Origin of the sequence: Desulfocurvibacter africanus subsp. africanus DSM 2603, assembly GCF_000422545.1 — a bacterium.
In the GTDB taxonomy this organism is placed as follows: domain Bacteria; phylum Desulfobacterota; class Desulfovibrionia; order Desulfovibrionales; family Desulfovibrionaceae; genus Desulfocurvibacter; species Desulfocurvibacter africanus.
Window position 1 is genome coordinate 33,605 of the sequence record NZ_KE383874.1, and the last position, 21,964, is coordinate 55,568.

General features: G+C 63.4%; 20 protein-coding genes. 13 read left to right on the forward strand and 7 right to left on the reverse strand.

Going from position 1 to position 21,964, the window contains the following annotated elements; genetic code table 11:
- The first annotated feature begins 253 nt into the window (after window positions 1–253).
- Window positions 254–787 (forward strand): ribosome biogenesis factor YjgA, encoded by a 534-nt coding sequence (yjgA, locus tag H585_RS0119515; RefSeq protein WP_027369066.1) that lies wholly within the window; start codon window positions 254–256, stop codon window positions 785–787.
- A 99-nt stretch (window positions 788–886) separates the two neighbouring features.
- Here yjgA and H585_RS0119520 read toward each other — a convergent pair whose 3' ends face one another.
- Window positions 887–1,090, reverse strand: a complete 204-nt coding sequence (locus tag H585_RS0119520; protein WP_005985743.1) for a dodecin family protein — start codon at window positions 1,088–1,090, stop codon at window positions 887–889.
- A gap of 547 nt (window positions 1,091–1,637) precedes the next feature.
- Between H585_RS0119520 and H585_RS0119530 the strand changes: the two genes are divergently transcribed.
- Window positions 1,638–2,030 carry a class II SORL domain-containing protein gene (locus tag H585_RS0119530; protein ID WP_014261230.1) on the forward strand — a complete coding sequence of 131 codons (393 nt, stop codon included), beginning with the start codon at window positions 1,638–1,640 and terminating at the stop codon, window positions 2,028–2,030.
- 302 nt (window positions 2,031–2,332) lie between these two features.
- On the opposite strand, the gene H585_RS0119535 is transcribed toward H585_RS0119530, so the two are convergent.
- Complete coding sequence (locus tag H585_RS0119535; protein ID WP_027369067.1) at window positions 2,333–2,635, reverse strand: hypothetical protein; 303 nt, start codon at window positions 2,633–2,635, stop codon at window positions 2,333–2,335.
- 467 nt (window positions 2,636–3,102) lie between these two features.
- Here H585_RS0119535 and H585_RS0119540 point away from each other — a divergent pair, with 467 nt between their 5' ends.
- Window positions 3,103–3,435, forward strand: coding sequence for a DUF5658 family protein (locus tag H585_RS0119540; RefSeq protein ID WP_027369068.1), 333 nt, complete (start codon window positions 3,103–3,105; stop codon window positions 3,433–3,435).
- A gap of 7 nt (window positions 3,436–3,442) precedes the next feature.
- Here the strand turns inward: H585_RS0119540 and H585_RS0119545 are convergent, their stop codons facing one another.
- Together H585_RS0119545 and ilvB are read right to left on the reverse strand one after the other, a co-directional pair.
- The gene (locus tag H585_RS0119545) at window positions 3,443–3,826 is read right to left on the reverse strand and encodes an ACT domain-containing protein (protein WP_211221638.1); all 384 of its coding nucleotides are present in this window, start codon (window positions 3,824–3,826) and stop codon (window positions 3,443–3,445) included.
- A 49-nt stretch (window positions 3,827–3,875) separates the two neighbouring features.
- Window positions 3,876–5,591, reverse strand: a complete 1,716-nt coding sequence (gene ilvB / locus H585_RS0119550; protein WP_027369070.1) for a biosynthetic-type acetolactate synthase large subunit — start codon at window positions 5,589–5,591, stop codon at window positions 3,876–3,878.
- A gap of 1,175 nt (window positions 5,592–6,766) precedes the next feature.
- On the opposite strand from ilvB, the gene H585_RS0119555 reads away from it, so the two are divergent.
- The 10 genes from H585_RS0119555 (at window position 6,767) to H585_RS21870 (ending at window position 17,290) form a co-directional block, all read left to right on the forward strand.
- On the forward strand, window positions 6,767–7,165 hold the full coding sequence (locus tag H585_RS0119555; protein WP_027369071.1) for a response regulator: 399 nt from the start codon (window positions 6,767–6,769) through the stop codon (window positions 7,163–7,165).
- The gene (locus tag H585_RS0119560; protein WP_027369072.1) at window positions 7,162–7,560 is read left to right on the forward strand and encodes a response regulator; all 399 of its coding nucleotides are present in this window, start codon (window positions 7,162–7,164) and stop codon (window positions 7,558–7,560) included. Before H585_RS0119555 ends, H585_RS0119560 begins: the two co-directional genes overlap by 4 nt.
- Before the next feature lie 74 nt (window positions 7,561–7,634).
- Window positions 7,635–8,918, forward strand: coding sequence for a sulfite exporter TauE/SafE family protein (locus H585_RS0119565; RefSeq protein WP_027369073.1), 1,284 nt, complete (start codon window positions 7,635–7,637; stop codon window positions 8,916–8,918).
- A 15-nt stretch (window positions 8,919–8,933) separates the two neighbouring features.
- Window positions 8,934–9,644, forward strand: coding sequence for a hypothetical protein (locus H585_RS0119570; RefSeq protein WP_027369074.1), 711 nt, complete (start codon window positions 8,934–8,936; stop codon window positions 9,642–9,644).
- Window positions 9,645–9,720: 76 nt separating this feature from the next.
- On the forward strand, window positions 9,721–10,161 hold the full coding sequence (locus H585_RS0119575) for a response regulator (protein WP_027369075.1): 441 nt from the start codon (window positions 9,721–9,723) through the stop codon (window positions 10,159–10,161).
- A 49-nt stretch (window positions 10,162–10,210) separates the two neighbouring features.
- Complete coding sequence (locus H585_RS0119580) at window positions 10,211–12,820, forward strand: PEP/pyruvate-binding domain-containing protein (protein WP_027369076.1); 2,610 nt, start codon at window positions 10,211–10,213, stop codon at window positions 12,818–12,820.
- 65 nt (window positions 12,821–12,885) lie between these two features.
- Complete coding sequence (locus tag H585_RS0119585) at window positions 12,886–13,281, forward strand: secondary thiamine-phosphate synthase enzyme YjbQ (RefSeq protein ID WP_027369077.1); 396 nt, start codon at window positions 12,886–12,888, stop codon at window positions 13,279–13,281.
- Between the two features lie 321 nt (window positions 13,282–13,602).
- Window positions 13,603–13,902 (forward strand): DUF485 domain-containing protein, encoded by a 300-nt coding sequence (locus tag H585_RS0119590; protein WP_027369078.1) that lies wholly within the window; start codon window positions 13,603–13,605, stop codon window positions 13,900–13,902.
- Between the two features lie 2 nt (window positions 13,903–13,904).
- Window positions 13,905–15,452 (forward strand): sodium:solute symporter family transporter, encoded by a 1,548-nt coding sequence (locus H585_RS0119595; protein ID WP_027369079.1) that lies wholly within the window; start codon window positions 13,905–13,907, stop codon window positions 15,450–15,452.
- Window positions 15,449–17,290, forward strand: a complete 1,842-nt coding sequence (locus H585_RS21870) for a putative nucleotidyltransferase substrate binding domain-containing protein (protein WP_034628601.1) — start codon at window positions 15,449–15,451, stop codon at window positions 17,288–17,290. Before H585_RS0119595 ends, H585_RS21870 begins: the two co-directional genes overlap by 4 nt.
- A 90-nt stretch (window positions 17,291–17,380) precedes the next feature.
- On the opposite strand, the gene H585_RS0119605 is transcribed toward H585_RS21870, so the two are convergent.
- From H585_RS0119605 to H585_RS0119615, 3 genes are all read right to left on the reverse strand, one after another.
- Entirely contained in the window at window positions 17,381–18,529 is a 1,149-nt protein-coding gene (locus H585_RS0119605; protein ID WP_027369080.1) for a sensor histidine kinase, read from the reverse strand.
- Complete coding sequence (locus H585_RS0119610; RefSeq protein ID WP_027369081.1) at window positions 18,526–18,966, reverse strand: hypothetical protein; 441 nt, start codon at window positions 18,964–18,966, stop codon at window positions 18,526–18,528. Before H585_RS0119610 ends, H585_RS0119605 begins: the two co-directional genes overlap by 4 nt.
- Window positions 18,967–19,158: 192 nt before the next feature.
- A complete protein-coding gene (locus tag H585_RS0119615; RefSeq protein WP_027369082.1) occupies window positions 19,159–21,666 on the reverse strand; it encodes a PAS domain-containing hybrid sensor histidine kinase/response regulator in 2,508 nt (835 codons plus the stop codon).
- Between the last annotated feature and the right edge of the window lie 298 nt (window positions 21,667–21,964).

The window sequence follows — 21,964 nt, forward strand, 5'->3', positions numbered from 1 at the left end:
CATGGCTTGCAGAGCATTTTCAAAAGCAAAATGCTCTAAGCGATCAGCCAGGCTTCAGGCCAAGCTTCATGCTGGGCTCCGCACAGTTGCCGGGACAACACAATCCAAGCGTTGCCCGATGCACAGGCGGCAGGCATATATTGGCCTTTTGCGCCGCCGAGCTTGACCAGGCCCCGGCGGACCCTTATTCCCCCGATTGCGATCGGTGCAAGCAAGGTCACGGCCTTGTCCGCAACGTCGCAAAGGAGACCGCATGACAATGAAACGGCATGGCAACTATCTGCAGGAACTCAAGTCGCGTTCCCAGAAGAAGCGTGAAATGAACGCGCTCCAGGATCTGGGCGAGCGCCTGGTGGACCTGCCGCAGACAAAACTGGAGTCCCTCGGACTCGACAGCGTGATCGTGCAGGCCGCCGTCATGGCCCGCAAGCTGCGCGGTGCGAAGAACGACTCCTACCGCCGCCAGCTCCAGTACATCGGCCGGCTCATGCGCGAAATCGATACAGCTCCGCTGCAGGAGCACTTCGCCGCGACTGACGCCGACCAGGAAGGTGAAATCCAGGTATTCAAACGCCTGGAGCGCTGGCGCGACGCGCTGCTGGAAGGCGACGAGAGCGTGCTCGACGAAATCCGCCAAGCCTTTCCCCAGGCCGACATTCCGGGCCTTCGTGAAACAGCCAACAAGGCCATCTCCGAAAAGGAGCTGGACCGGCCTGCCAAATCCGCGCGGCAGATCTTCCGTTACCTGCGCAGCCTGGAGAATGAAGCCCAGGACGAACAAGCCTGACGGCCGAGACCGTCAGGCTGGGCGGGAAGCGACCGGAGTTTCCATCTCCGGCCGTTTCTTAACGGAAAGGCCTGGCTGGAGGGAAGCGTGAGCGGAGCGCTACTTCTCGACCATGAAGGAGATCTTGGTCGTGACCCGGAACACGGTCACCTGGTTATTCTCCACCTTGGCCTCGAATTCCTTTATCCATACAGACACGATGTTGCGGACCGACTTGGCCACTTCGGACACGGCCGTGCGCACCGCATCCTCAAAGCCCTTCTCCGATTGGGCGATGATCTCGATGGTCTTGACTACTGCCATGACTCACTCCTTAACGCCGTCGGTGTGAGGGTTATGATCCCGCCCGAAGCCATTCAATGCCGGATGAGAGGGCCGGGAAGGCGTTCCCCAGAGGTGTGATGAACAGGGAAGGCTGATCCCCGAACCTGCTGCAATACTTGAGGCGCCAGCATTCGCTCGTGCGCTCCCCGTTAAGGCAGTAGGCCTTGACCATGGCCTGGACGGAACGGCTCTTGTCCGAGCCAAAGGACTTATAGAAAGGGCATGTGCGTAGATAGGTGCATGTTCCCGCCACCGCTGTTGACTCCTCCTCCATATTTGATTGAATCCCAGGATCCGCCGAACCTGGACGGCCGAAGCCGCTCTGCATACACCAATCTATCTCTTTTCTAATGTTGGGCATTCAGCTTTTGTCTGATTTTCATGTCGGTGACAGTCCGACATGAACGCACGGCAAGCCCTGGGGACGGCTGGATAAGGCTATTGACCCTGTGCTGAAAAATGGGCACACACTCAGGCGAGGATCACCCTGTTTCAGCTAACGAAAACCTTCCCCAAGGAGGACAAAATGAAGGCCGGAGAACTGTACCAGACTGCTGATTGGAAGAACGAGAAGCATGTGCCCGTGATCGAATGCCCCGACAGCGTGGCCGCCGACCAGATGTTCGACGTGAAGGTGACCATCGGCAAGGAGATCTCCCATCCCAACACCACGGCTCACCACATCGCTTGGATCAAGCTGTACTTCAAGCCTGAAGGGGGCAAGTTCCCTTACGAGATCGGCGGATTCTTCTTCTCGGCCCATGGAGCATCCACCGAGGGCCCGGACACCAGCAGTGTGTACACGCACCACGGCGTGACCTGCTCTTTCAAGACGAGCAAGCCCGGCACCCTGCTGGCAACCTCCTACTGCAACATCCACGGCCTGTGGGAAAATTCGAAGACTCTCGGCATCAAGTAGGCCGGATATGGCGAGCCTTGCCCGGCAAGCATGACAAAGGCCCGGATCTCTCCGGGCCTTTTTGAATTGGATGCTCTGCATCCGCCGAGCCATCTTGGCCCGCGCAGCCCGTTTTGTACCGGGCTATAATAACACTGCGCATAAACTATTCGGGTCCGTGAAACCAGGGGCCGCTCTCCATATGAAATAGCCCTGGTGGGCGGGGTCATTTAGGGCCATGCCCAGCCCAGGTCTTACGCAAACAGCCTTGGCCTCCGTACGCCGTTAACCGGCTGCCCAGAGCCACGGGTCCAGGCGGCTGCTCAGACCCGCCGGTCCAGATTATCGCCGGGCTGCGGCCTGCTTGGGGCGACTAGTTCCATGAATACGGCCGCCGAGGCCTGCTCCAACAGCTCCAAGGTCAAAGCCATGCGGCCGGGGCGGTATTGATCCAGAGCAAGATCCTCCACGCGCCGGGCATGGCCTCCGGGGCCCTCCGCCTCGGGTTCGCCCGCTTCGGCGTTCCCGGCGGCGGCAATCCTCCCGCAACGGCCCACGACGGCTCGCTCATCCAAGCCCCGGAGGCTGCCCATGGCGTAAGGCGAACAGGAAAACTCGATACGCATTCCTCGACCCTCTAGCCATGAGATCGGCTGGATCGAGGCGAAACTTTAGGGCAATTTGCGAGCGAACTTGGTGGTTCCGGCGACTTTCCATCAAGGGCGCCATGGGAATCCGGTGAAGACAAAGCCTTTCCGGCTCATGTGCAAGAGGCCAAAAAACTTGTTTCAAGGTAAATTGAAGAGAGCTCCGCACGCCCCGAACCAATCGCGACAGGGATAGACGCGCTTCTGTCGCGATTGTCCTTATCGGACAGTTTCAGATTAGAGCAGATTGCTTTTAAGACGCCCGCTCCGGCGCCCGCGGCGCAAGTGAATTGCGCCTACGCCGAAGCTAGCGGCAAGCCATGCCGACGCATGGCTTGCAGAGCATTTTCAAAAGCAAAATGCTCTAGGTTGCGCGGCGGGCAAGGCGCGGCTTAAACCCGCTCCGGAGTGCTTTCCATGTGCCGGGACGCGAGGTATGAGGCTCCATGCTCAACTGGACACTCGCCGCACTGCTCGTACTCCTGCAGGTTCCGGACATCCTGACCACCAACGCCATACTGGCCGCCGGCGGCCGCGAGCTGAACCCGATCATGCGCCTGTGCATGCGCCTGAGTTCATCCTGGCGGTTGTCCTGGCTGCCCTGGTGGATGCCCAAAATGGCAATCGCCATGGGCGGGGCCGGAATCCTCGGCTCCTCGCAAGATACGGATGCCCGCGTGGCCCTGGCCCTGCTCGTACTGGCCTACCTTGCCGTCGTGGGCTCCAATCTCATGCAGCTCCGGCGCCTGCGCGCAAGGGCAAGGCGCTGGGCCGCCTGAACAAGGCCTATGGCGCCATGAGTGTTTCGAACGGCCCCAGGCCGTCCCGCCTGTTCACGTCCAGCACATCCCCGAGTTTGCCGACCTGACGCATGAGCTGCCCGAGCCGTCCGTCCTCGGGCACCAGCAGCCAGATGCTCTGCCAGCCGCCGGAGGCAGGCAGACACAGCATGGCCTCCACCGGGAAGGCCCTGCGCGCCAACAGGCCGCAGACCTGGGGCAACGAGCCGGAGTGGCCGGCCACGCGCAACTCCAGCACGGCCTTACCCTGGCCGATCGGTTCCGACAGCGCCGGTGATATCCCCGCTGCTCCGGCCTGACCGCTGGGCTCAGTCCCCTCCCCTTCCTGTCCGCTCTGCCGGTTCGCAGCCCTGTAAGAATCCACAGTCATCGAATCCCCAGCGTTCTTGGCATTATGGGTATCAGGGGTATCTGGGGCATCATGCGCAGGCGCGGACATGGGCTTCCTCCTTCATGCGGGGTTGCGGCACGATGGTTTCGGTGTTGGACGCTCCTGGCGGCACCATGGGCAGCACGTGGTCGGACGCGTCCACGCGCGCGCGTATGAGGCATGGCCCCGAGCCGCACAGGGCGCGGGACATGGCCGCATGCGGATCGCGGGCCTCGTGCAGGTTGGCCGCGCGCATGCCGAAGCCCCGAGCCACCTGACAGAAATCCACGCCGTGGCGGAAGGTGGAGGCGTAGTGCCTGCGGCCGAAGAAAAGGTCCTGCTGCTGGTGCACCAGGCCCAGGCTGCCGTTATCCATGAGCACGATGGTGATGTTCGCGCCCTCTTCGGCCGCCGTGGCCAGCTCCTGCAGGTTCATCTGCAGACTGCCGTCGCCGGTCACGAGCACGATCCTGGCGTCGGGTTTGGCCAGGGCAGCGCCGATGGCCGTGGGCAGGCCGAAGCCCATGGTGCCCAGGCCGCCCGAGGTCAACAGGGTGCGCGGCCGGCGGAAGGGATAGTGCATGGCCGTCCACATCTGGTGCTGGCCAACGTCGGTGACGATGATGGCATCCTCGGGAAGCTGCGCAGCCAGGTTAGCCAGGATGCCGCGCGGAGTGCGCAAGTCCGTGTTGAGTTCATCCAAGGCGGCGTCAGCCTGGCGAATCTGGCGCACACGGTGCTGCCAGCCCACGCGCGGCCGCTTCCGCGTCATGCCCAGCAGGGCTTCCAGAGCCTGGGCCGCATCCGTGGCAAGGCCCACGCTGGCCGACTTGATCTTGCCGATTTCGCTTGCGTCGATGTCGATGTGGATGATCTCGGCTTCGGGACAGAAGCGGCTGGCCACACCCGTGGCCCGGTCGTCGAAGCGCATGCCCACGGCCAGCAGCAGGTCGCACTCGTGCAGGATCGTGTTGGTGCAGCGCATGCCATGCATGCCCAGCATGCCCAGGTACTGAGGATGGCCGGCTGGCATGGCCCCCAGACCCATGAGCGTCATGGCCGTGGGCATGGCGCAGCGCTCGGCGAGCCGCACGGCCAGCTCCGAAGCGCCCGAGGCGATAACCCCGCCGCCCAGGATCATGGCCGGCCTGCGTGCGCTGTCCAGCAGCGCGGCGGCGCGCTCCAGGACCTGGATGTCGGGACCCGCGACCAGCTCGGGCAGTCCGGGCTCAGGCCACTGGTCGAACTCGGCGTACTCCTGCTGCACATCCTTGGGCACGTCGACGAGCACCGGGCCAGCTCGCCCGGATGAGGCCAGCCGGAAGGCCTCGGGAATGATCGTGAGCAACTCGGAGGCCGAGCGCGCCAGCCAGGCGTGCTTGGTGATGGGCATGGCCAGGCCGTAGGTGTCCACTTCCTGGAAGGCGTCGGTGCCCAGGAGTCCGCGCGGCACCTGGCCGGTGATGCACACCAGCGGCACGGAATCGAGCTTGGCGTCGGCAATGGCCGTGAGCAGGTTGGTGGCGCCGGGGCCGGAAGTGGCCAGACACACGGCCGGGCGGCCCGTTGTTCGGGCCATGCCTTGGGCGATGAAGCCCGCGCCCTGTTCATGGCGGGCCAGCACGTGGCGGATGGGGCTGCGCGACAGGGCGTCGTACAAAGGCAGATTCGCTCCGCCGGGGATGCCGGCCACGACGGCCACGCCCTGGCGCTCCAACAGTCGGACGATGATCTCCGCGCCGGTCATCCTGATCATTGCGCACATGGGCTCTCTCCTTTGCGTTGCCTCCGGCTTGCGCCTGGGGAGCCCTTGAAACGGAAAACCCCCGCCGGCGCTTGCGCCGACGGGGGTTGTGGATGCTCTGGTGGTTCTGTGCCTAGCCCTGCTCTCCCGCAAACGGCGCGTTAGCGTCTACTACGACGCCTACGACTACGCGTACTACGACTACTAGGCCGGCTAGGCCGAGAGAGGCGAAGTGGTTGGTCGTAGTGCTGAGCCGCATGGAGATTCCGAGCTAAAGGTTACAGAATATTTCTGGAAAATCGATAGCCGCAAAAGCTGGCAGCGTCAATGCCCAAAATGCAGGCACGAACCGGCCCAGGATCGCCGGGTCGTTTTCCGATGCCCTGGCAGCCGAAGCCTGGCCCATTTAAAGCATTCTGTTTTTGAAAATGCTCTGCACAGGGCTTGCTGTCACGCAGGCGCAATTCACTTGCGCCTATGCCTGCGCGGGCGTCTTGAAAAAAGTCTGCTCAAATGGAGGGCACGTGGACATTCGCAAGGGAATAATTCCCCGGCCCCATTCTCATGGGCAACCCCTTCTCCCCCCTTCCCTCCTGGCCCTGTCCGCCCTTTCCGCCCTTCCCGAGCAACTCGTCCCGAATCACCTGCAAGGCAGCGGCAGCACGGCGCTAGCCCTCAGGCTCAGCCATTCCGCACCTCCAGGAGCAAGGCCAATGAAAAAGTGGTCCGGGCCGAGGCCCGAACCACTATATGGGGAGGGGAGAGGCTGAGGTGTTGTTTTCCTGGGCTGGTAGGCCAGCCCAGGCTGAGGAGGGGTGTCGAGGAACGGGTCGCTGGGGTTTCCCGATCTGCGTTGATGTGCACCCTAGAATCCGCGGATTAAATGAACATGGACCAAGGATTACGGGAAGTTAATCCAGGCCCTTGCGTAACCTTCACGTCAGGTAGCCCGATCAGGCCTTGATCTGGCATTGGACAGGCCTGACATCGCCAGCCGTCTATTCCACCAAAGTCTCCCGGCGTCTTTTTACAGAATGTAAAAAAAACGGACACCTCAAGCGGTCCGAGTTCACCTGCTTAGCCTGCCCCACCATCATAAGTCCTTTCCCGAACTGGAAGAATTATCTCATGTGGATTGCCGGATTGTGGCACCCCCCTTGCGTTAGGAGTTTCACAAAGGGGGTAGGAGCAAAACCGTGAAGCCGAGCATCCCATGGCGCATCCTTGTCACAGACCGCAATCCCCGCGTCCGGCGGCTCTTGTGCCGCGAGTTGGAACGCGAGGGCTTCCGGGTCCTGTCAGCTTCGGGCTGGAGCGAAATAGCCCGGGCCGTGGGCAACGGAGTGGACTGCGTGGTCATGGATCTGAACCTGCCCTCTCAGGCCGGCCAGGATGGGGCCGCGCTCCTGGAACAGCTCAAGCGCAACGCCCCTTACGTGCCCGTGGTGGTGCACGCTTTCTCGTCCGAGGAAGCCCTGGAAGCAGGCACCCTGCGGCTGGCCTCGGCCGTGGTGGAAAAAAGCGGCAGTACCGAGGACCTCAAGGCCGCGGTGCGCAGAGTGCTTGCCCATGGCAGTGGCAGGAGGAAGGCATGAGCGACACGGCCCGTATGCCCGAAAACGGTCTCAGGATCATGCTCGTGGACGACGAATCCCCTTTCATTGATGCCCTGGCCAAGCGTCTCACGCGTCGCGGCATCAAGGTCAGCAGAGCCTTGAGCGGGGACGAGGCCCTGGAGCGCCTGGCTGCGGGCGAAAGCCCGGAGGTGGTCGTCCTGGATGTAAAGATGCCGGGCATGGACGGCATGCAGGCCCTGGAACTCATCAAGCATCGCCATCCGCTGGTGGAGGTCATCATGCTCACGGGGCATGCCACTGTGGAAAGCGCCATTCAAGGCATGAAACTCGGCGCTTTCGATTACCTCATGAAGCCCTGCGATCTGGACGAACTCATCCGCAAGGCCAACGAGGCTGGAGCGATGCGCAGATGAGCGTGAACACGGGGACAAAGCGGAAACGCATAGCGGATAGGTATTTTGTAACGAAAACGAATGCGAGGTTGGCAATGAAAGCACTGAGGACACTGAACGCGGTCCTGCTCGAAGGAGCCAGGGCTCATGCCCGCTGGGAGATCGAAAACGCAAGGATCATCACGGGCAGCAAGAAGCGCCTTTTCATCCTGGCCATTCTGACCATTCCGGCCGTGCTTCTGTCCGTAGCCTTCGCCACGGACAGCCTGCCGGATATGGTCGGCGGCAAGCATGCCTACATGCCGGCTTTCTATGACGGCACGACCTTTGCCGTGTCCATTGTTATCGGCCTGTGCGCCGGCCTCATCACCGGCTGTATCGGAGCCGGCGGCGGATTCATCATCACTCCGGCGCTCATGAGCGCTGGCATCAAGGGAATCCTGGCCGTGGGCACGGACTTGTTCCACATCTTCGCCAAGGCCATCATGGGCACGGCCGTGCACAAGAAACTCGGCAACGTCTCCGTGGCCTTGGCCATCTGGTTCCTGGTGGGTTCTGGTGTGGGCGTCACGGGCGGCGGCCTCATCAACCGCGCCTTGTACGAGTTCAACCCTATTCTTTCCGATGCCTTCATCAGCGTGGTCTACGTCGTGCTGCTGGGCTTCCTGGGCTTCTATTCCCTGTTCGACTTCCTCAAGCTGCGCAAGAGCGGAGAGGATGTCGGCGCACACCACGGCGCCAGCAAGCACGGCACAGAGGCCGCGTCCGGCAAGAAAGGCCTGCCCGCGACGCTGCAGGCCTCCAAGATCCCGCCTTACATCACCTTCGATGAGGACCTGGTTCCCGGCGGCAAGCGGATTCCGGCCCTGTACGTGGCCATCTGCGGCGCCATCGTGGGCTTCATGGCCGCCATCATGGGCGTGGGCGGCGGTTTCCTGACCTTCCCCATATTCGTGTACGTGCTCGGCGTGTCCTCCTTCACCACCGTGGGCACGGACATCCTGCAGATCATCTTCACCGCCGGCTATGCCTCCATCACGCAGTACGCAATTTACGGCTTCATCTTCTACACCCTGGCCATGGGCATGCTCATCGGCTCGCTGCTTGGCATCCAGCTCGGCGCGCTGACCACCAAGGTGGTCAAGGGCATCTACATCCGCGGGTTCTACGCCACGGCCATCCTGGCCGGCTTCATCAACCGCCTGTTCGCCCTTCCCGGCACGCTCACGGACATGGAATACATCCACCTGTCCAAGGGCACGGTGTCGATGCTCAAGATGGTGGGCAACTGGAGCTTCTTCCTGGTGGTGGCCATCTTCGGATTCTTCGTCATCAGCAAGTTCTTCGGCAACCTCAAGACCCTCAGACAGGGCGCCTAATACGGGAGGCCAGTCATGCTTATAGCCGACAAGAAGCACTTCACCCTGGGCCTGTTCATGGCCATTGTCTTCGCGGGCATCATGTTCGCCATGTTCATGCCGCTGTTCGAGCATGGCGAGAACGCCTTCCAGGCCTCGGACCGGCTGTTCAACCGCATCTCCAAGGATTCGTCCTACTATATGCCCGAAATGCTCAAGGCCGCCGAGTCCCAGCAGGGCACGAACGTGGACGTGAGCTTCACGCTGGGCGGCGAGAACCTCAACCAGTACGCCAAGACCTTGCTGACCAGCTCCGGCATGAGCGTGCAGGATCTCGACGGCAAGATGCAGGTCCAGGGTGACCTGGGCCAGATGATGGCTTCCTCCCTGCGCGACGCCGATGCCATGTTCTTCAACAAGGGCGATGAGGTGCAGGCCCGCTACGGCATTCCCGAACGCTCGGCCATGTACACTTGGTGGCTTATCTACGGAGCCATGGACAAGGACCTCAAGCTCCAATCGAACTTCGCCCCCGCCGCCGTGCTGGGCAAGGTGAAGAACAAGGGCATCGAGGTGGCCTACAACTACTACGGCATCAAGCCCATCAGCGCCGCCTCCAACTGGGGAATCCTGACCTTCTCCCTGGTCTTCTACGTGGCCTATACGCTATGGTGGGGATACGCTATATTCTTCCTGTGCGAAGGCATGGGCCTGGTCATGAAGAAGGGCGCCAAGAAAGAAGCCTAGCAGTCCGAAAAGCGTTGCCGGCCGCCCGATGTACGCCTCGGGCGGCCGGCAAATCCTGCGAGCAAGGAGGCGGTTCATGGAAGGTCAGTGCAAGGTGCTCTTGGTGGACGACGAGGCGGATTTCGCCGATACGCTGGTCAAGCGGCTTGGCAAGCGCGGCATGGATGCCGCTGCCCGCTACAGCGGCGGCACGGCCCTGGACTACCTGGAGGACCACCCCGTCGATGTGGTGGTGCTGGACGTCAAGATGCCGGGCATGGACGGTATCGACTGCCTGCGCAAGATCAAGGAGCGCTATCCCCTGGTGGAGGTGGTCCTGCTCACGGGCCACGCCAGCCTGGACGTGGCCATCAACGGCATGGAACTCGGGGCCTTCGACTACCTCATGAAGCCCGCCGACATGGACGATCTGCGCTACAAGATAGAGGACGCCCTTAATCGCAAACGGCTGGCCGAGCGACGCATCGCCCGTGAAAAAGAGAAGCTTCAGGCCCTGGGTCAAGAAGGCAAGGCCTAGCCCGTCGGGCATCCCCGCCTTATAGTTATCCCATGACCGGCAGGATAGAATGGGCCTGATATCCTACATCCGCGACCTGCTCCGCAGGGAACCCGAGGAGCCGCAGGTTTCGGCCGAGGAACTGCGCGACGACTTCCGGGCCCGCTATCATCATTTCAAGCTTCTGCTCACGGCCAACAACAATGCCCTGGAAGTCATGGCCGAGCTGGAATCCGTGCTCTCGGGCACGCGTCCCTTCGGCATGCGCTTCGTGCGCTCGCGCGTCACGCGCGTGGCCGCCCAGGTCTATCGCATGATCCAGAGCATGAACAACCTTGCGCCGGGCAAGTATGATGCTCTGCACGCGAGCTATCAGCGTATCCAGGTGGCTGTGAACCTAGCCTTGGAGCTTCGGCGGACCGCGCAACCGGCGGACCAGGGCGAGCTGGTGCTGTCCCTGTCCAAAGCCGGCCGCGAGCACGCCGACCTCATCGGCGCCAAGATGGCTTCCCTGGCCGAGGCCGGCCGCAAACTCGAGCTGCCCATTCCGCACGGCTTCGCCATCACCGCCGCGGCCTATGCCGCTTTCATGGCCGAGAGCGACCTGCAAGCCGAAATTGACCGCCGCATCCAACGGGCCCACGCCAGCCGTCTGGACGAGATTTTTGCCCTTTCTGCCGAAGTGCAGCAGCTCATAATGAAAGCCCCGGTGCCGGCCATAGTCGAACAGGCCATCCTTGACGCATTCGCGGAGCTCAAACAACGCCACGGACCAAGCCACGTCGCCATGCGCTCCAGCGCCTTGGGCGAGGATGCCCTTGGAGCGTCCTTTGCGGGCCAATACCGTTCCCTGCTCAATGTGGGCGAAAACAACCTCATTTCGGCCTACAAGGAAGTCATTGCCGGCAAGTATACGCCCCAGGCCATGGCCTACCGGCTGAACAAAGGCATCCCGGACGAGGATGTAGCCATGTGCGTGGGCTGTATGCGCATGATAGACGCCGTCTCCGGCGGCGTGGCCTACTCCTGCAACCCGCTGGACCTGACCGACAACGCCGTGCACGTCAACTCGGTCTGGGGCCTGCCCAGAGCCGTGGTGGACGGTGTGGCTCCGGTGGACACACTCACCGTGGCCCGCGATCCCCTGCGCGTGCGCTCGCGCGACATCCCCAGCAAGAGCCAAAAGTACGTGTGTTTCCCGGACGAAGGCCTGTGCAGGGAAGAACTCACCGACGGCGAGGCCGGGCTGCAGTCCATCCCCGACGACAAGCTCCTGGAGCTGGCGGCCATGGCCGTGCGTCTTGAAGAATTTTACGGCGGTCCCCAGGACATGGAATGGGCCCTGGAACGCGACGGCAGACTGGTGCTCCTGCAATGCCGGCCTCTGCGCCTGACCGAAGCCGCACCTGCGCCCATGGCGGAAGCGGATGACGAGGGCCACGAAGTGCTCCTGGCCGGCGGGGTGGCCGCAAGCCTTGGCGGAGGCATCGGACCGGTATTCGTGGCGCGCGGCGGCATGGACGCCCTGCGCTTTCCCGATCGCGCCGTGCTCGTCGTGGCCCAGGCCCTGCCGCGCTGGGCCGCACTGTTGCCCAGAGCCGCGGCCGTGGTGACCGAGAGCGGCAGCCTGGCCGGACATCTGGCCAATGTGGCCCGCGAATTCGGGGTCCCTGCCCTGTTCAATGTGCCTGAGGCCACCAAGCTGCTGCAGGATGGAATGACGGTCACCGTGGACGCCACGGCGCGCAAGGTCTTTGCCGGCGAGCGCCAGCGTTCCGTGGCCAGGACCGAGCCGGCTCGCGCCTTCATGGCCGGAACGCCGGTGCACGACATCCTGCGCGAGGTAGTCGGCCATATCGTCCCGCTTACGCTGCTGGACCCCGACGCGCCGTCCTTCCGGGCCGAAAACTGTCAAACCCTGCACGACATCACACGCTTCTGCCACGAGAAAGCCGTGGTGGAGATGTTTCGCTTCGGCACCGAGCACAATTTTTCCGAACGCGCGGCCAAACAGCTCTGGGTCGGCGTACCCATGCAGTTCTGGGTCATCAACCTGGACGACGGCTTTGCCCACGATGTGCCGGGCAAGCTCATCAAGCTTTCGGAGATAGTCTCCGTGCCCATGCTGGCCCTGTGGAAGGGCATGGTGGCCAAGGAGTGGGCCGGCCCCCCACCCATCAACGCGCGCGGCTTCATGTCCGTGCTGCTGGAGGCCTCGGCCAACCCCAACCTGGACCCTGCATCGGAATCGGCCTACTCGGCGCGCAATTACTTCATGGTCTCCAAGCACTTCACCAACCTCCAGTCGCGCTTCGGCTTCCACTTCTGCACCGTGGAAGCCCTGGCCAGCGAGCGGGCTCAGGAAAACTACGCGAGCTTCTCCTTCAAGGGCGGCGCAGCCAACTTCGAGCGCAAGGTGCAACGCGTGCGCTTCATCGCCAATTTCCTGGAAGAGTACGGATTCCGCTGTGAAGTACGCGAGGATAACTGCTTCGCGCGCGTGGAGGGGCTGTCCCAATGCGACATGGAGGAACGGCTCGTGGTGCTCGGTTATGTGATCATGCACACGCGCCAGCTGGACATGGTCATGTCCGACGGCCGCTCGGCGGCCCAGTTCACTGCCAAATTCCGCCAGGACATGCGGCAGATACTCAGCGAGACCTGTCAGCGGCCCGCGTAGAGCGCGTCAGCAAAGAGGGACGATCCCAACGGGGGCGGCAGGCAATACCCGCAAAAGAGGCGCTCATGGAAACTCTGCAGATCCGCACCCGCAATCGAGAGGAGATGCTGGATATTACCGGCGAGGTCCGCAGCCTGATTCTGGCCAATCGCTGGTCGAGCGGCCTGCTGCTGCTCTACTGCCCGCATACCACTGGGGCAGTGACAGTGAACGAAGGAGCTGATCCGGATGTGGTTCGCGATATCATCGTTAATTTGCGTAAGATTGTTCCCCATCAGGGCGACTACCGCCATTCCGAGGGCAACTCCGACGCGCATATCAAGTCGAGCCTGTTCGGCTGCAGTCAGACGTTGATCATCGAAGGCGGCCAGGTGCAGCTTGGAACCTGGCAGAAGGTTTACTTCTGCGAATTCGACGGGCCGAGATCACGCACGCTTTGGGCCAAATTCATGGCTGCCTGAGCTTTAGGGCATCTTGCGCAAGAGCTGGCAGAAACTGGGCAGGGCTTTGCCCTCCCAGACCCTCCCACCAGGGAAATGATTCCCCTGGACCCCCCATTTCAAATGCAATCTGCCCCAGACGAACCGTCCGCTGCACGCCGAACGGCGTAAACTCGCCGCCAAACGGTCGACCGGCCCTCCCCTCTCGCCATTTGCCGCTGATGCACCCGCATGCGCCATCCACCGAAAAACGCTGCACATAAAATATTTCACATGGCAAACAGGTGTCGTGGTGCCCGCCTGGGCATCGCCGACCGCAACCGACCGCGCGAGGAGGCAGCCATGATCTCCGTAACCAACGTGCTCCAAAAGGCCAAATTCCTGGAACTCGTCCGGCGCAAGTGGACCATCTCCCTGATCCTGACCGCCGCGATCCTGGCCATCTACTTCGGCTTCGTGCTTGTCCTGGCCTTCGGCAAGCAGCTGCTCATGGCCAAAATCGGCGCGCACATGACCCTGGGCATCCTGGTGGGCCTGGGGGTCATCCTGGCCGCCTGGGTCCTGACCGGCATCTATGTGGTCTGGGCCAACACATCCTATGACAAGGCCGTCAGCGAAATACTCGCCGAGGAACAGGAGTAGCCATGCAACCTTTCAGCACCACCATCGGACAGCCCAACGCCCTGTCCATCACGCTTTTCTTCGCCTTCGTGGCCTTGACCCTGGTCATCACCTACTTTGCTGCCAAACGGAGCAAGACCGCCTCGGATTTCTACGCCGCGGGCCGCAGCGTGACCGGCTTCCAGAACGGCCTGGCCCTGGCCGGCGACTACATGTCCGCCGCGTCCTTCCTGGGCATCGCCGGGCTCGTGTCGCTCAAGGGCTATGACGGACTCATCTACTCCATCGGCTTCCTGGTGGGCTGGCCCATCGTGCTCTTCCTCATCGCCGAGCCCCTGCGCAACCTGGGCAAGTACACCTTCGCCGACGTGGTGGCCTACCGCCTGCGCCAGAAACCGGTGCGCATCGCCGCGTCCGTGGGTTCCCTGACCACCGTGGCCTTCTACCTCATCGCCCAGATGGTCGGCTCGGGATCGCTCGTCAAGCTCATGTTCGGGCTGCCCTACGAGCTGGCCGTGATCATCGTCGGGGCCATCATGATCGCCTACGTGCTCTTCGGCGGCATGCTCGCCACGACCTGGGTGCAGATCATCAAGGCCGTGCTCCTGCTCAGCGGCGCCACGGTCATGGTTTTCCTCGTCCTGGCCCACTTCGGCTTCAACCCGGGCAGGATGTTCTCCGCGGCCGCCGCGCGCTACGGAGACGGCGTCCTGGCCCCCGGAGGCCTGGTGGCCAATCCCCTGGACGCCGTGTCCCTGGGCATCGCGCTCATGTTCGGCACCGCCGGGCTGCCGCACATCCTCATGCGCTTCTACACCGTCCCCGACGCCAAGGCCGCGCGCAAGTCGGTCTTCTACGCCACGGGCCTCATCGGCTACTTCTACATACTGACCTTCATCATCGGCTTCGGGGCCATGGTCCTCGTGGGCCAGGACATCATCACCCGCATCGACAAGGGCGGAAACATGGCTGCCCTGCTCCTGGCCGAAGCCACCGGCGGCACGGTCTTCCTGGGCTTCATCGCCGCCGTGGCCTTCGCCACCATCCTGGCCGTGGTCGCCGGGCTGACCCTGGCCGGGGCCACGACCTTCGCCCACGACCTCTACGTGAACGTGTTCGCCGCCGGCCGGGCCACGGAGACGCAGGAGATCAAGGTCGCCAAGCGGGCCACCCTGGCCCTGGGCGTCCTGGCCATCGGCCTGGGCATAGCCTTCAAGGGCCAGAACGTGGCCTTCATGGTCGGTCTGGCCTTCGCCATCGCCGCCAGCGCCAACTTCCCGGCCCTGCTCATGTCCATCCTGTGGCAGCGCTTCAGCACCTTCGGGGCCACCCTGTCCATCGCCACGGGCGCGCTGACCGCCACGACGCTCATCATCCTCTCGCCCACCGTCTGGGTGGACGTGCTCGGCAACCCGAGCGCCATCTTCGCCTGGAAGAACCCGGCGCTCATCTCCATGCCGGCGGCCTTCCTGGCCGGCTGGCTCGGCTCGCTGCTGCGGCCCGAGGAAGAAGCCGAGAAGAAGTTCGCCATGCTCAAGGTGCGCAACTACCTGTCGGTCGGCGCCGAATGAGCGAGGCCCTGCTCACCTTCCTGGAACGGGTCTCCCCGTTCAGCGACCTCCCCCCGGACATCCGGCGGGAGGCCGCAGCGCGGGCGGCCATCCGGCACATCCCGGCTGGCGGGCGGCTGCCATCCCCGGCCCGCGAGGATCGACAGGTACACGTGGTCGTGTCCGGGCTGTTCGAGATCCTGTGCGAGGACCAGGCCGTGGACCTGGCCGTGCCCGGCGACGTGCTCGGCTTCGAGGCCCATCTGTCCGGGGAGGAGCTGCCGCCCCTGTCCGCCCAGGCCCTGGAGGACGGCAGCGTGGCGGCCCTGCCTGCGCAGACCTTCGCCGGCCTGCTGGCCCTGCCCGAGGCCGCCGAGCACTTCGCCTGGCGGGCGGCGCGGCTGCGCTTCGCCCTGGAGCTTGCCGAACGCCGCGCGGTCATGCCCGCGGACCCACTCTTGGGTCGCCGCCTGGCCGACCTGGAGCTGCGCGCCCCGCTCACGCTCGGGCCCGGCCTGAGCCTGGCCGAGGCGGCCGGCCGCCTGGCCGAGGCCGGTGCCGCGTCCTGCCTGCTCGACCTGGGCGAGGGAAGCCTGGGCATCCTCACCGAGCGCGACGTGGTGCGGGCGGTGGCCCAGAACGCCGGAAGCAGGCCGGCTCGGGATTTCGCGAGCAGCCCGCTGGTCACCATGGACAGGAGCAGGCTTCTGGTGGAAGCCTTCGCGGCCATGGTGCAGAAGAACATCCGCCGCCTCGTGCTCACGGGCGAGGACGGGCGGCCCCGGGCCATCGTGGAGGAGCGCGACCTGCTCACCTCGGGCGGCGACAACCCCGTGCACACGGCCAGGCTCATAGATAAGGCCGAAACCCCGGCGGCCCTGGCCGCGGTCATGGAGCGGCTGACGGCCATGGTCGCACGCGCCGTGGCCGAAGGCTTGGCCATGGAGAAGGTCGGCCGGCTCACGGCGCTCATCGCGGACCGCGTGCTCCTGCGCGCCGCGGTCCTGGCCGGAGACGGCTCCGGGCAGCAGGCAGCCCTGTGCGCGCTGGGCAGCGAAGGCCGCCGCGAGCAATTCCTGGCCACGGACCAGGACAACGCCATGATCGTGCCGGACGGCTCCGGCGAGGCGGGAGTGAAGGCCGCCGGCGAATTCGCCGGGCGGCTCGTGGCGATCCTGGCCGAAGCCGGGCTGCCGCGCTGCAGCAAGGGCATCATGGCCGACAACCCGGCCTGGAGGATGCCGCTGTCCCGCTGGCGGGCCGAAATCGACCGCCTGGTGCTCAAGGCCGACGCCGAGGCCGTGCTCAAGCTCTCGCTGCTGGCCGACGCCCGGCATATCCTGGGCGACGCGGCCCTGACCGAAGGGTTGCGCGCGCACCTCGTGCGCAAGCTGGCGGACGCCCCGGTGCTGCTGCGCTATCTGGCGCGCGAGGCCCTGCGCTTCGACCCGCCGCTCGGCTTCTTCGGCGGCCTGCAGGTGGAGCGCGGCGGCTCGGCCCACGGGCGGCTCGACGTGAAGAAGGGCGGCCTGTTCCCCATCATGCAGGGCGCCAAGACCCTGGCCCTGGAGCACGGCATCGCCGAGACCTCGACCTTCGACCGTCTGGACCGGCTGGCCGAGGCCGGAGTGCTGCCCGAGACCCTGTGCCGCGACCTGTGCGAGGCCTACGAGCATATCCAGGCCCTGCGCGTGCGCGGCCAGATCGAGCGGCTGCGCGCCGGGCTGCCTCCCGACAACGCCATCGACCCGCGCGGGCTGTCGGCCCTGGAGCGCGACCGCCTGCGCCAGTGCCTGAAGCTCGTGGCCTCCTTCCAGGGCCTGCTCAGCGAGAAATACGGCCTGCGCCTGCTGCCCTAAGAGCTTTTTGCATAAGAGTTGGCAAAACTGGGCAGGGCTTTGCCCTCCCAGACCCTCCCACCAGGGAAATGATTCCCCTGGACCCCCATTTCAAAAGCAATCTGCGTGGGCCTGTTCAGCCTGGCGCCCTGCGCGTTCGGCGTCGACCTTGGGCAGGCTCAGGGTGCAGGTCGTCCCCTGGCCGGGCGGGGAGCTGCAGGCGGCCCTTCCGCCATGCAGGCCGGCGATGTCGCGCACGAAGGATAGCCCCAGCCCCGAAGCCAAGGGCTTCGTGCTATACGTCCCATCGAACAACTTGGGGAGGACTTCTTGGGGAATGCCGGGCCCGCGGTCTTGTACCTGGAAACGAACCATACTCTCTGCGTCTTCCGCCCCAAGCGTCACTTCCGCTCCCCGAGGACTCGCCTCTATGGCGTTGAGCGCCAGTTCCGTCAGTGCCATGGCCAGGCTCTCACGGTCGGCGCGCAGGTCCAGTCCGGGAGGACCAGGCTCGAGGCGCAAGGTCACCCCACGAGAGCCGGCAGCGGTCCGGCTGAGCCGCAGGGTGTCGTCCAGGATATCCGAGGCCAGGACTTGAGCAAAATGTAGTGGAGCCTCGTGCCGGGTTTTGAGGATGCCGTCCACCAACCGTTCCAGCCGGGAGCATTCGTCCAGGATGATGTCCAGCCGCTGGCAGGGTCGCTCCTGGTCTCCGCATTCCCGGCGTAGGATGCGCGCGAAGCCGGCGATGCTGGAAAGCGGGTTGCGGGTCTCATGGGCCAGAGCGGTAACGATCCGGCTGACCACGGCCTTGCGCTCCAGGATCAGCATCCGTTGATGCTGCAGCTGCAGGTCGCGATAGGTATCCTTGAGGGCGGTGTAGGAATGTTCCAAGCGTTGCGAATAGCTGCGAAGCAAATCCACATTTTCCTCTACTTTCCCATAGAGAAACGACACTGCGGCGATGATGATAAACGTCGCGGTGTTCAGGGCCCCACTGTACGGGGTCAACTCCTGCCACAGATCGGTCCGACCCATGGCCAGAAGCACGGCCTTGCCCATGTGCCCCAGGGCCCGGCTCAGGGCGAAAGCAGCCAGGGCCAGAGCCAAGACACCCATGTACGACCAGCGAGGGTTTTCAGGTTCTCGCGCAGCCAGGCGCAAGGTTATTGCCACCGAGGCTCCGCCCAGGATAACCAGCACCCCGGAACCCAGGAAGTCCACCACCAGCACGAGGTTCAACGGCATCCCCAGGATCATGGGCGTTCTCCAAGCAAGCCACGCAAGCCCAGGTAGAAGTAGAGCATCGCCGGCACAAGGATGAGATTGTCCAGCGAGCTTATATAGATGAGATAACTCAGAAGTGAAGCGTCACCTGGCGCACTCCAAACCGGCGGGACTTGGCCGCGGTCCACGGCCGTGGCGACTTGAACCTCAAAGAAGTGGGAAGTGAAGGCCACGACGTTCCAGAGCGCGAAGAGCGCCGCGGACCAACGCATCCTGCGCCAAGGCCGGCTCGCGGCTCGGAATCTGGCTCTCAGCAGCAGCCATAGCTTGACTACCGCCGCGAAGAAGAGAATGTGGCCCAACTGGTGGACGTAAAGCCCCTCCGCTCCGCCATGGGGCTGTACAGCCCAAGCCGGTACCGGCCAGGCAGTGAAGATAGCGACCAGGGCGAATGGTATGCCTCGAACCATGTCGTCCCTCCGGACGAGCTTGAATCATGCTGAAGTCGAGCACTAGAGCATTTTGCTTTTGAAAATGCTCTGCAAGCCATGCGCCGACATGGCTTGCCGCTAGCTTCGGCGTAGGCGCAATTCACTTGCGCCGTCAACGCCGGAGCGGGCGTCTTAAAAGCAATCTGCTCTAGCAGATGCTGAAAGCACTGATTACCTGTCCTGCAGGCTCTCCCTCTTCGCCGCAACCCGTTCCAGAGCTTGATCCAGCTGTTCCAGGTCGATTGGTTTGGCCAGGTAGTCGTCCATGCCCTTAGCCAGAAACCGCTCCCGATCGCCTTTCAAGGCATGGGCGGTCAGGGCGATGACGGGAATGGCGGCATCGACACCGGGCAGTTCGCCGTCCCTGATCCTGCGCGTTGCCTCCTCACCACTCATCACCGGCATCTGCACGTCCATGAACACCGCATCGAAGGGCTCCCGTGCAAGCGCCTCGATCGCTTCCTGTCCGTTCTCGACGGCCTTTACCGTGTGGCCGCGCTGCGTGAGAAGCGACTCGGCCAGCAGCCTGTTGATCGGGTTATCCTCGGCCAGCAGGATCATCAGGGGAACTTTCCTGGGCTTTTCCGACTTCCGCCTGGGGGGCCTGGTTTCCGGTTGCGCATTCGGCGCTTCCTGCAGCGTCACCGTGAAATAGAACGTGCTGCCCTTGCCGAGTTCGCTCTCGCTCCAGATTTTTCCATCCATCAGTTCCACAAGCTGCCGGCTGATGGGCAGGCCCAGCCCTGTGCCGAAATGCTGCAGATGCAAGTCTCCCCTGACCTGGGCGAAGCTCTCGAAGACCTTTTCGAGCTGATCCGCCGGGATGCCGATGCCGGTATCGCTGATGGAAGAGAACAGGCAGATGGCATCGGTATGCGGGCAAGCCTCCTGCATGCCGATATCCGCAGGTCGTGCCAGCGTCACCTTGACGCTGATCTCGCCCCTGGTGGTGAACTTGATCGCATTCCCGATGAGGTTGGTGAAGACCTGGATCAGGCGTCCCTCGTCCCCAATCAGGCGGGACGGGATGTCCGGAGCGATGACGGCCGAAAACCGGAGGCCTTTTTTCTCCGCCTCCAGTGCCATGGTCCTGAAGAGCGCCTCGAGCGACATGCGCACATCGAACTCACGCGTCTCTATCTCGATCCTGCCCGCCTCGATCCTGGCCAGGTCAAGGATATCGTTGACGATATGCAGCAGATGGCCGGCCGACTGCTTGCCCATTTCCAGATAGTTGCGCACAGGGGGATCCGGATTATTCATGAGCGCCAGATCGAGCATGCCCATGACCCCGTTCAAGGGCGTCCTGATCTCGTGGCTCATGTTGGCCAGAAACTCGCTCTTGGCCCGGTTGGCCTGCTCGGCGGCTTCCATGGCCCGCTTCGATTCCGCCTCCAGCCGCTTGAGTTCCGTGATGTCCCGGGAAAGAATCAGGACAGACTCCTCCAGCCCTTCCTGGCCGCTCTCCAGTACGACGCTGGCCTGGAAATGCCGCGCATCCTCCGGGGGCTTGCGCAACGCGAAATCCAGACTCTCCGCCTGATGGGTGGAAAATACCCGTGCAACCACTTCCTCGATCTTTTCGGTTAGTTCAGGCAGGCAGCACGCTTCGACGGACTTGCCGATGCACTCGGAAGCGGGATGGCCGCTGAACGCTTCAAAGGCCGGATTGACATACAGGTAGCGAAGCCACCTGTTGATCCTGACGATGAGGTCGGGCGAGTTCTCCGCCAGGGCCCTGTATTCCTGCACGCTTTTGAAAAGCTCCGCCTCGGCCTTCTTGCGCACCGAGATGTCCAGCTTGGCGTGGATAATGTAATCGGGCTCTCCGGAGTATTTCCGCACCAGGGAGGAGGTGACCTCGGTCCAGATGATCGATCCGTCCTTGCGCAGGCAGCGCCACTCCAGCGAGATTGAAGAAATGATCCCGGCAAGCAGCTGCCCGACCAGCAGCCGTGCCTTAGGCCGGTCCTCAGGCAGGACGATGTCCTCGAGCGAGATCCTGGCAAGCTCGTCGAAAGTGTAGCCGAGCATCTGACAATACTTCGCATTGGCCCGCAGGAAGCGATTGCCGGGGGAAGTCTGCGCCATTCCGACCGCGGCCTGGTCGAACGTGGCCTTGAATCGCGCCTCACTTTCCCGCAGCTCCTCCAGCAGTTTCTGGCTCTTGGCCACATTGATCCAGGAGAGCACCCCTCCGGTTATGCTGCCGCTTTCATCGCGGATCGGCCCGGAGTTGCAGGCGATCGGCACCTTCCCTCCGTCCGGGCGCAGAATGACATACTCCTCCTCGGCGACCAGTTCTCCTCTGGCGATCGAGCGCGCGAGAGGCTGGTCCTCCGCAGCCACGGGCGTGACGCCATCCGCATGGAGCATCCTCCATGTCTGCAGCCCTCCATCGCGGGGACGGCCCTGCACGTCCCGCAGCGGCTGGTCGAGGATCTCCTGGCCGTAACGGCTGATATTCCGGATACTGGCCTCGGGGCCTTTGGCGATGATCAGGCCTTGCGGGATGAACTCCATGATGTCCTGGAGAAGCTGCACACCCTCCTCGTAGCTTTCCCCCCACCATCCCCGGCCAGACTGTCTGCGCTCCTCCTCGCACCGCTCATATGCGGTGAGTTTTGCCTCGAGTTCCTCGATGCGTCTGTCCTTGCTGGCATCCCCTTCATCCCTCATGACCGACCTCCGCTGATTTGGAGGGTCCAGGAGCAGGATACCAGATAGGAAAGGAGGGGCAACAGCCAGGGGTTCGGTTCAGGGGCAGGATCTGCGCAGGCTTTCTCGAACCAGCGGGAACTGAAGCGGATGGCCGGCATGAAAAGGAGAGGCACGCGAGGCATTCGGCAAGCCGGCCGCTGTAGGGAGAGTCTCAATTCACGCCCCTGCACGAGGGGCGACCTGCCCCCATACAGGACTTCGGTGGCCGGAGTCTGGTTTCAATCCACGCCCCTGCATGAGGGGCGACCTAGATGAG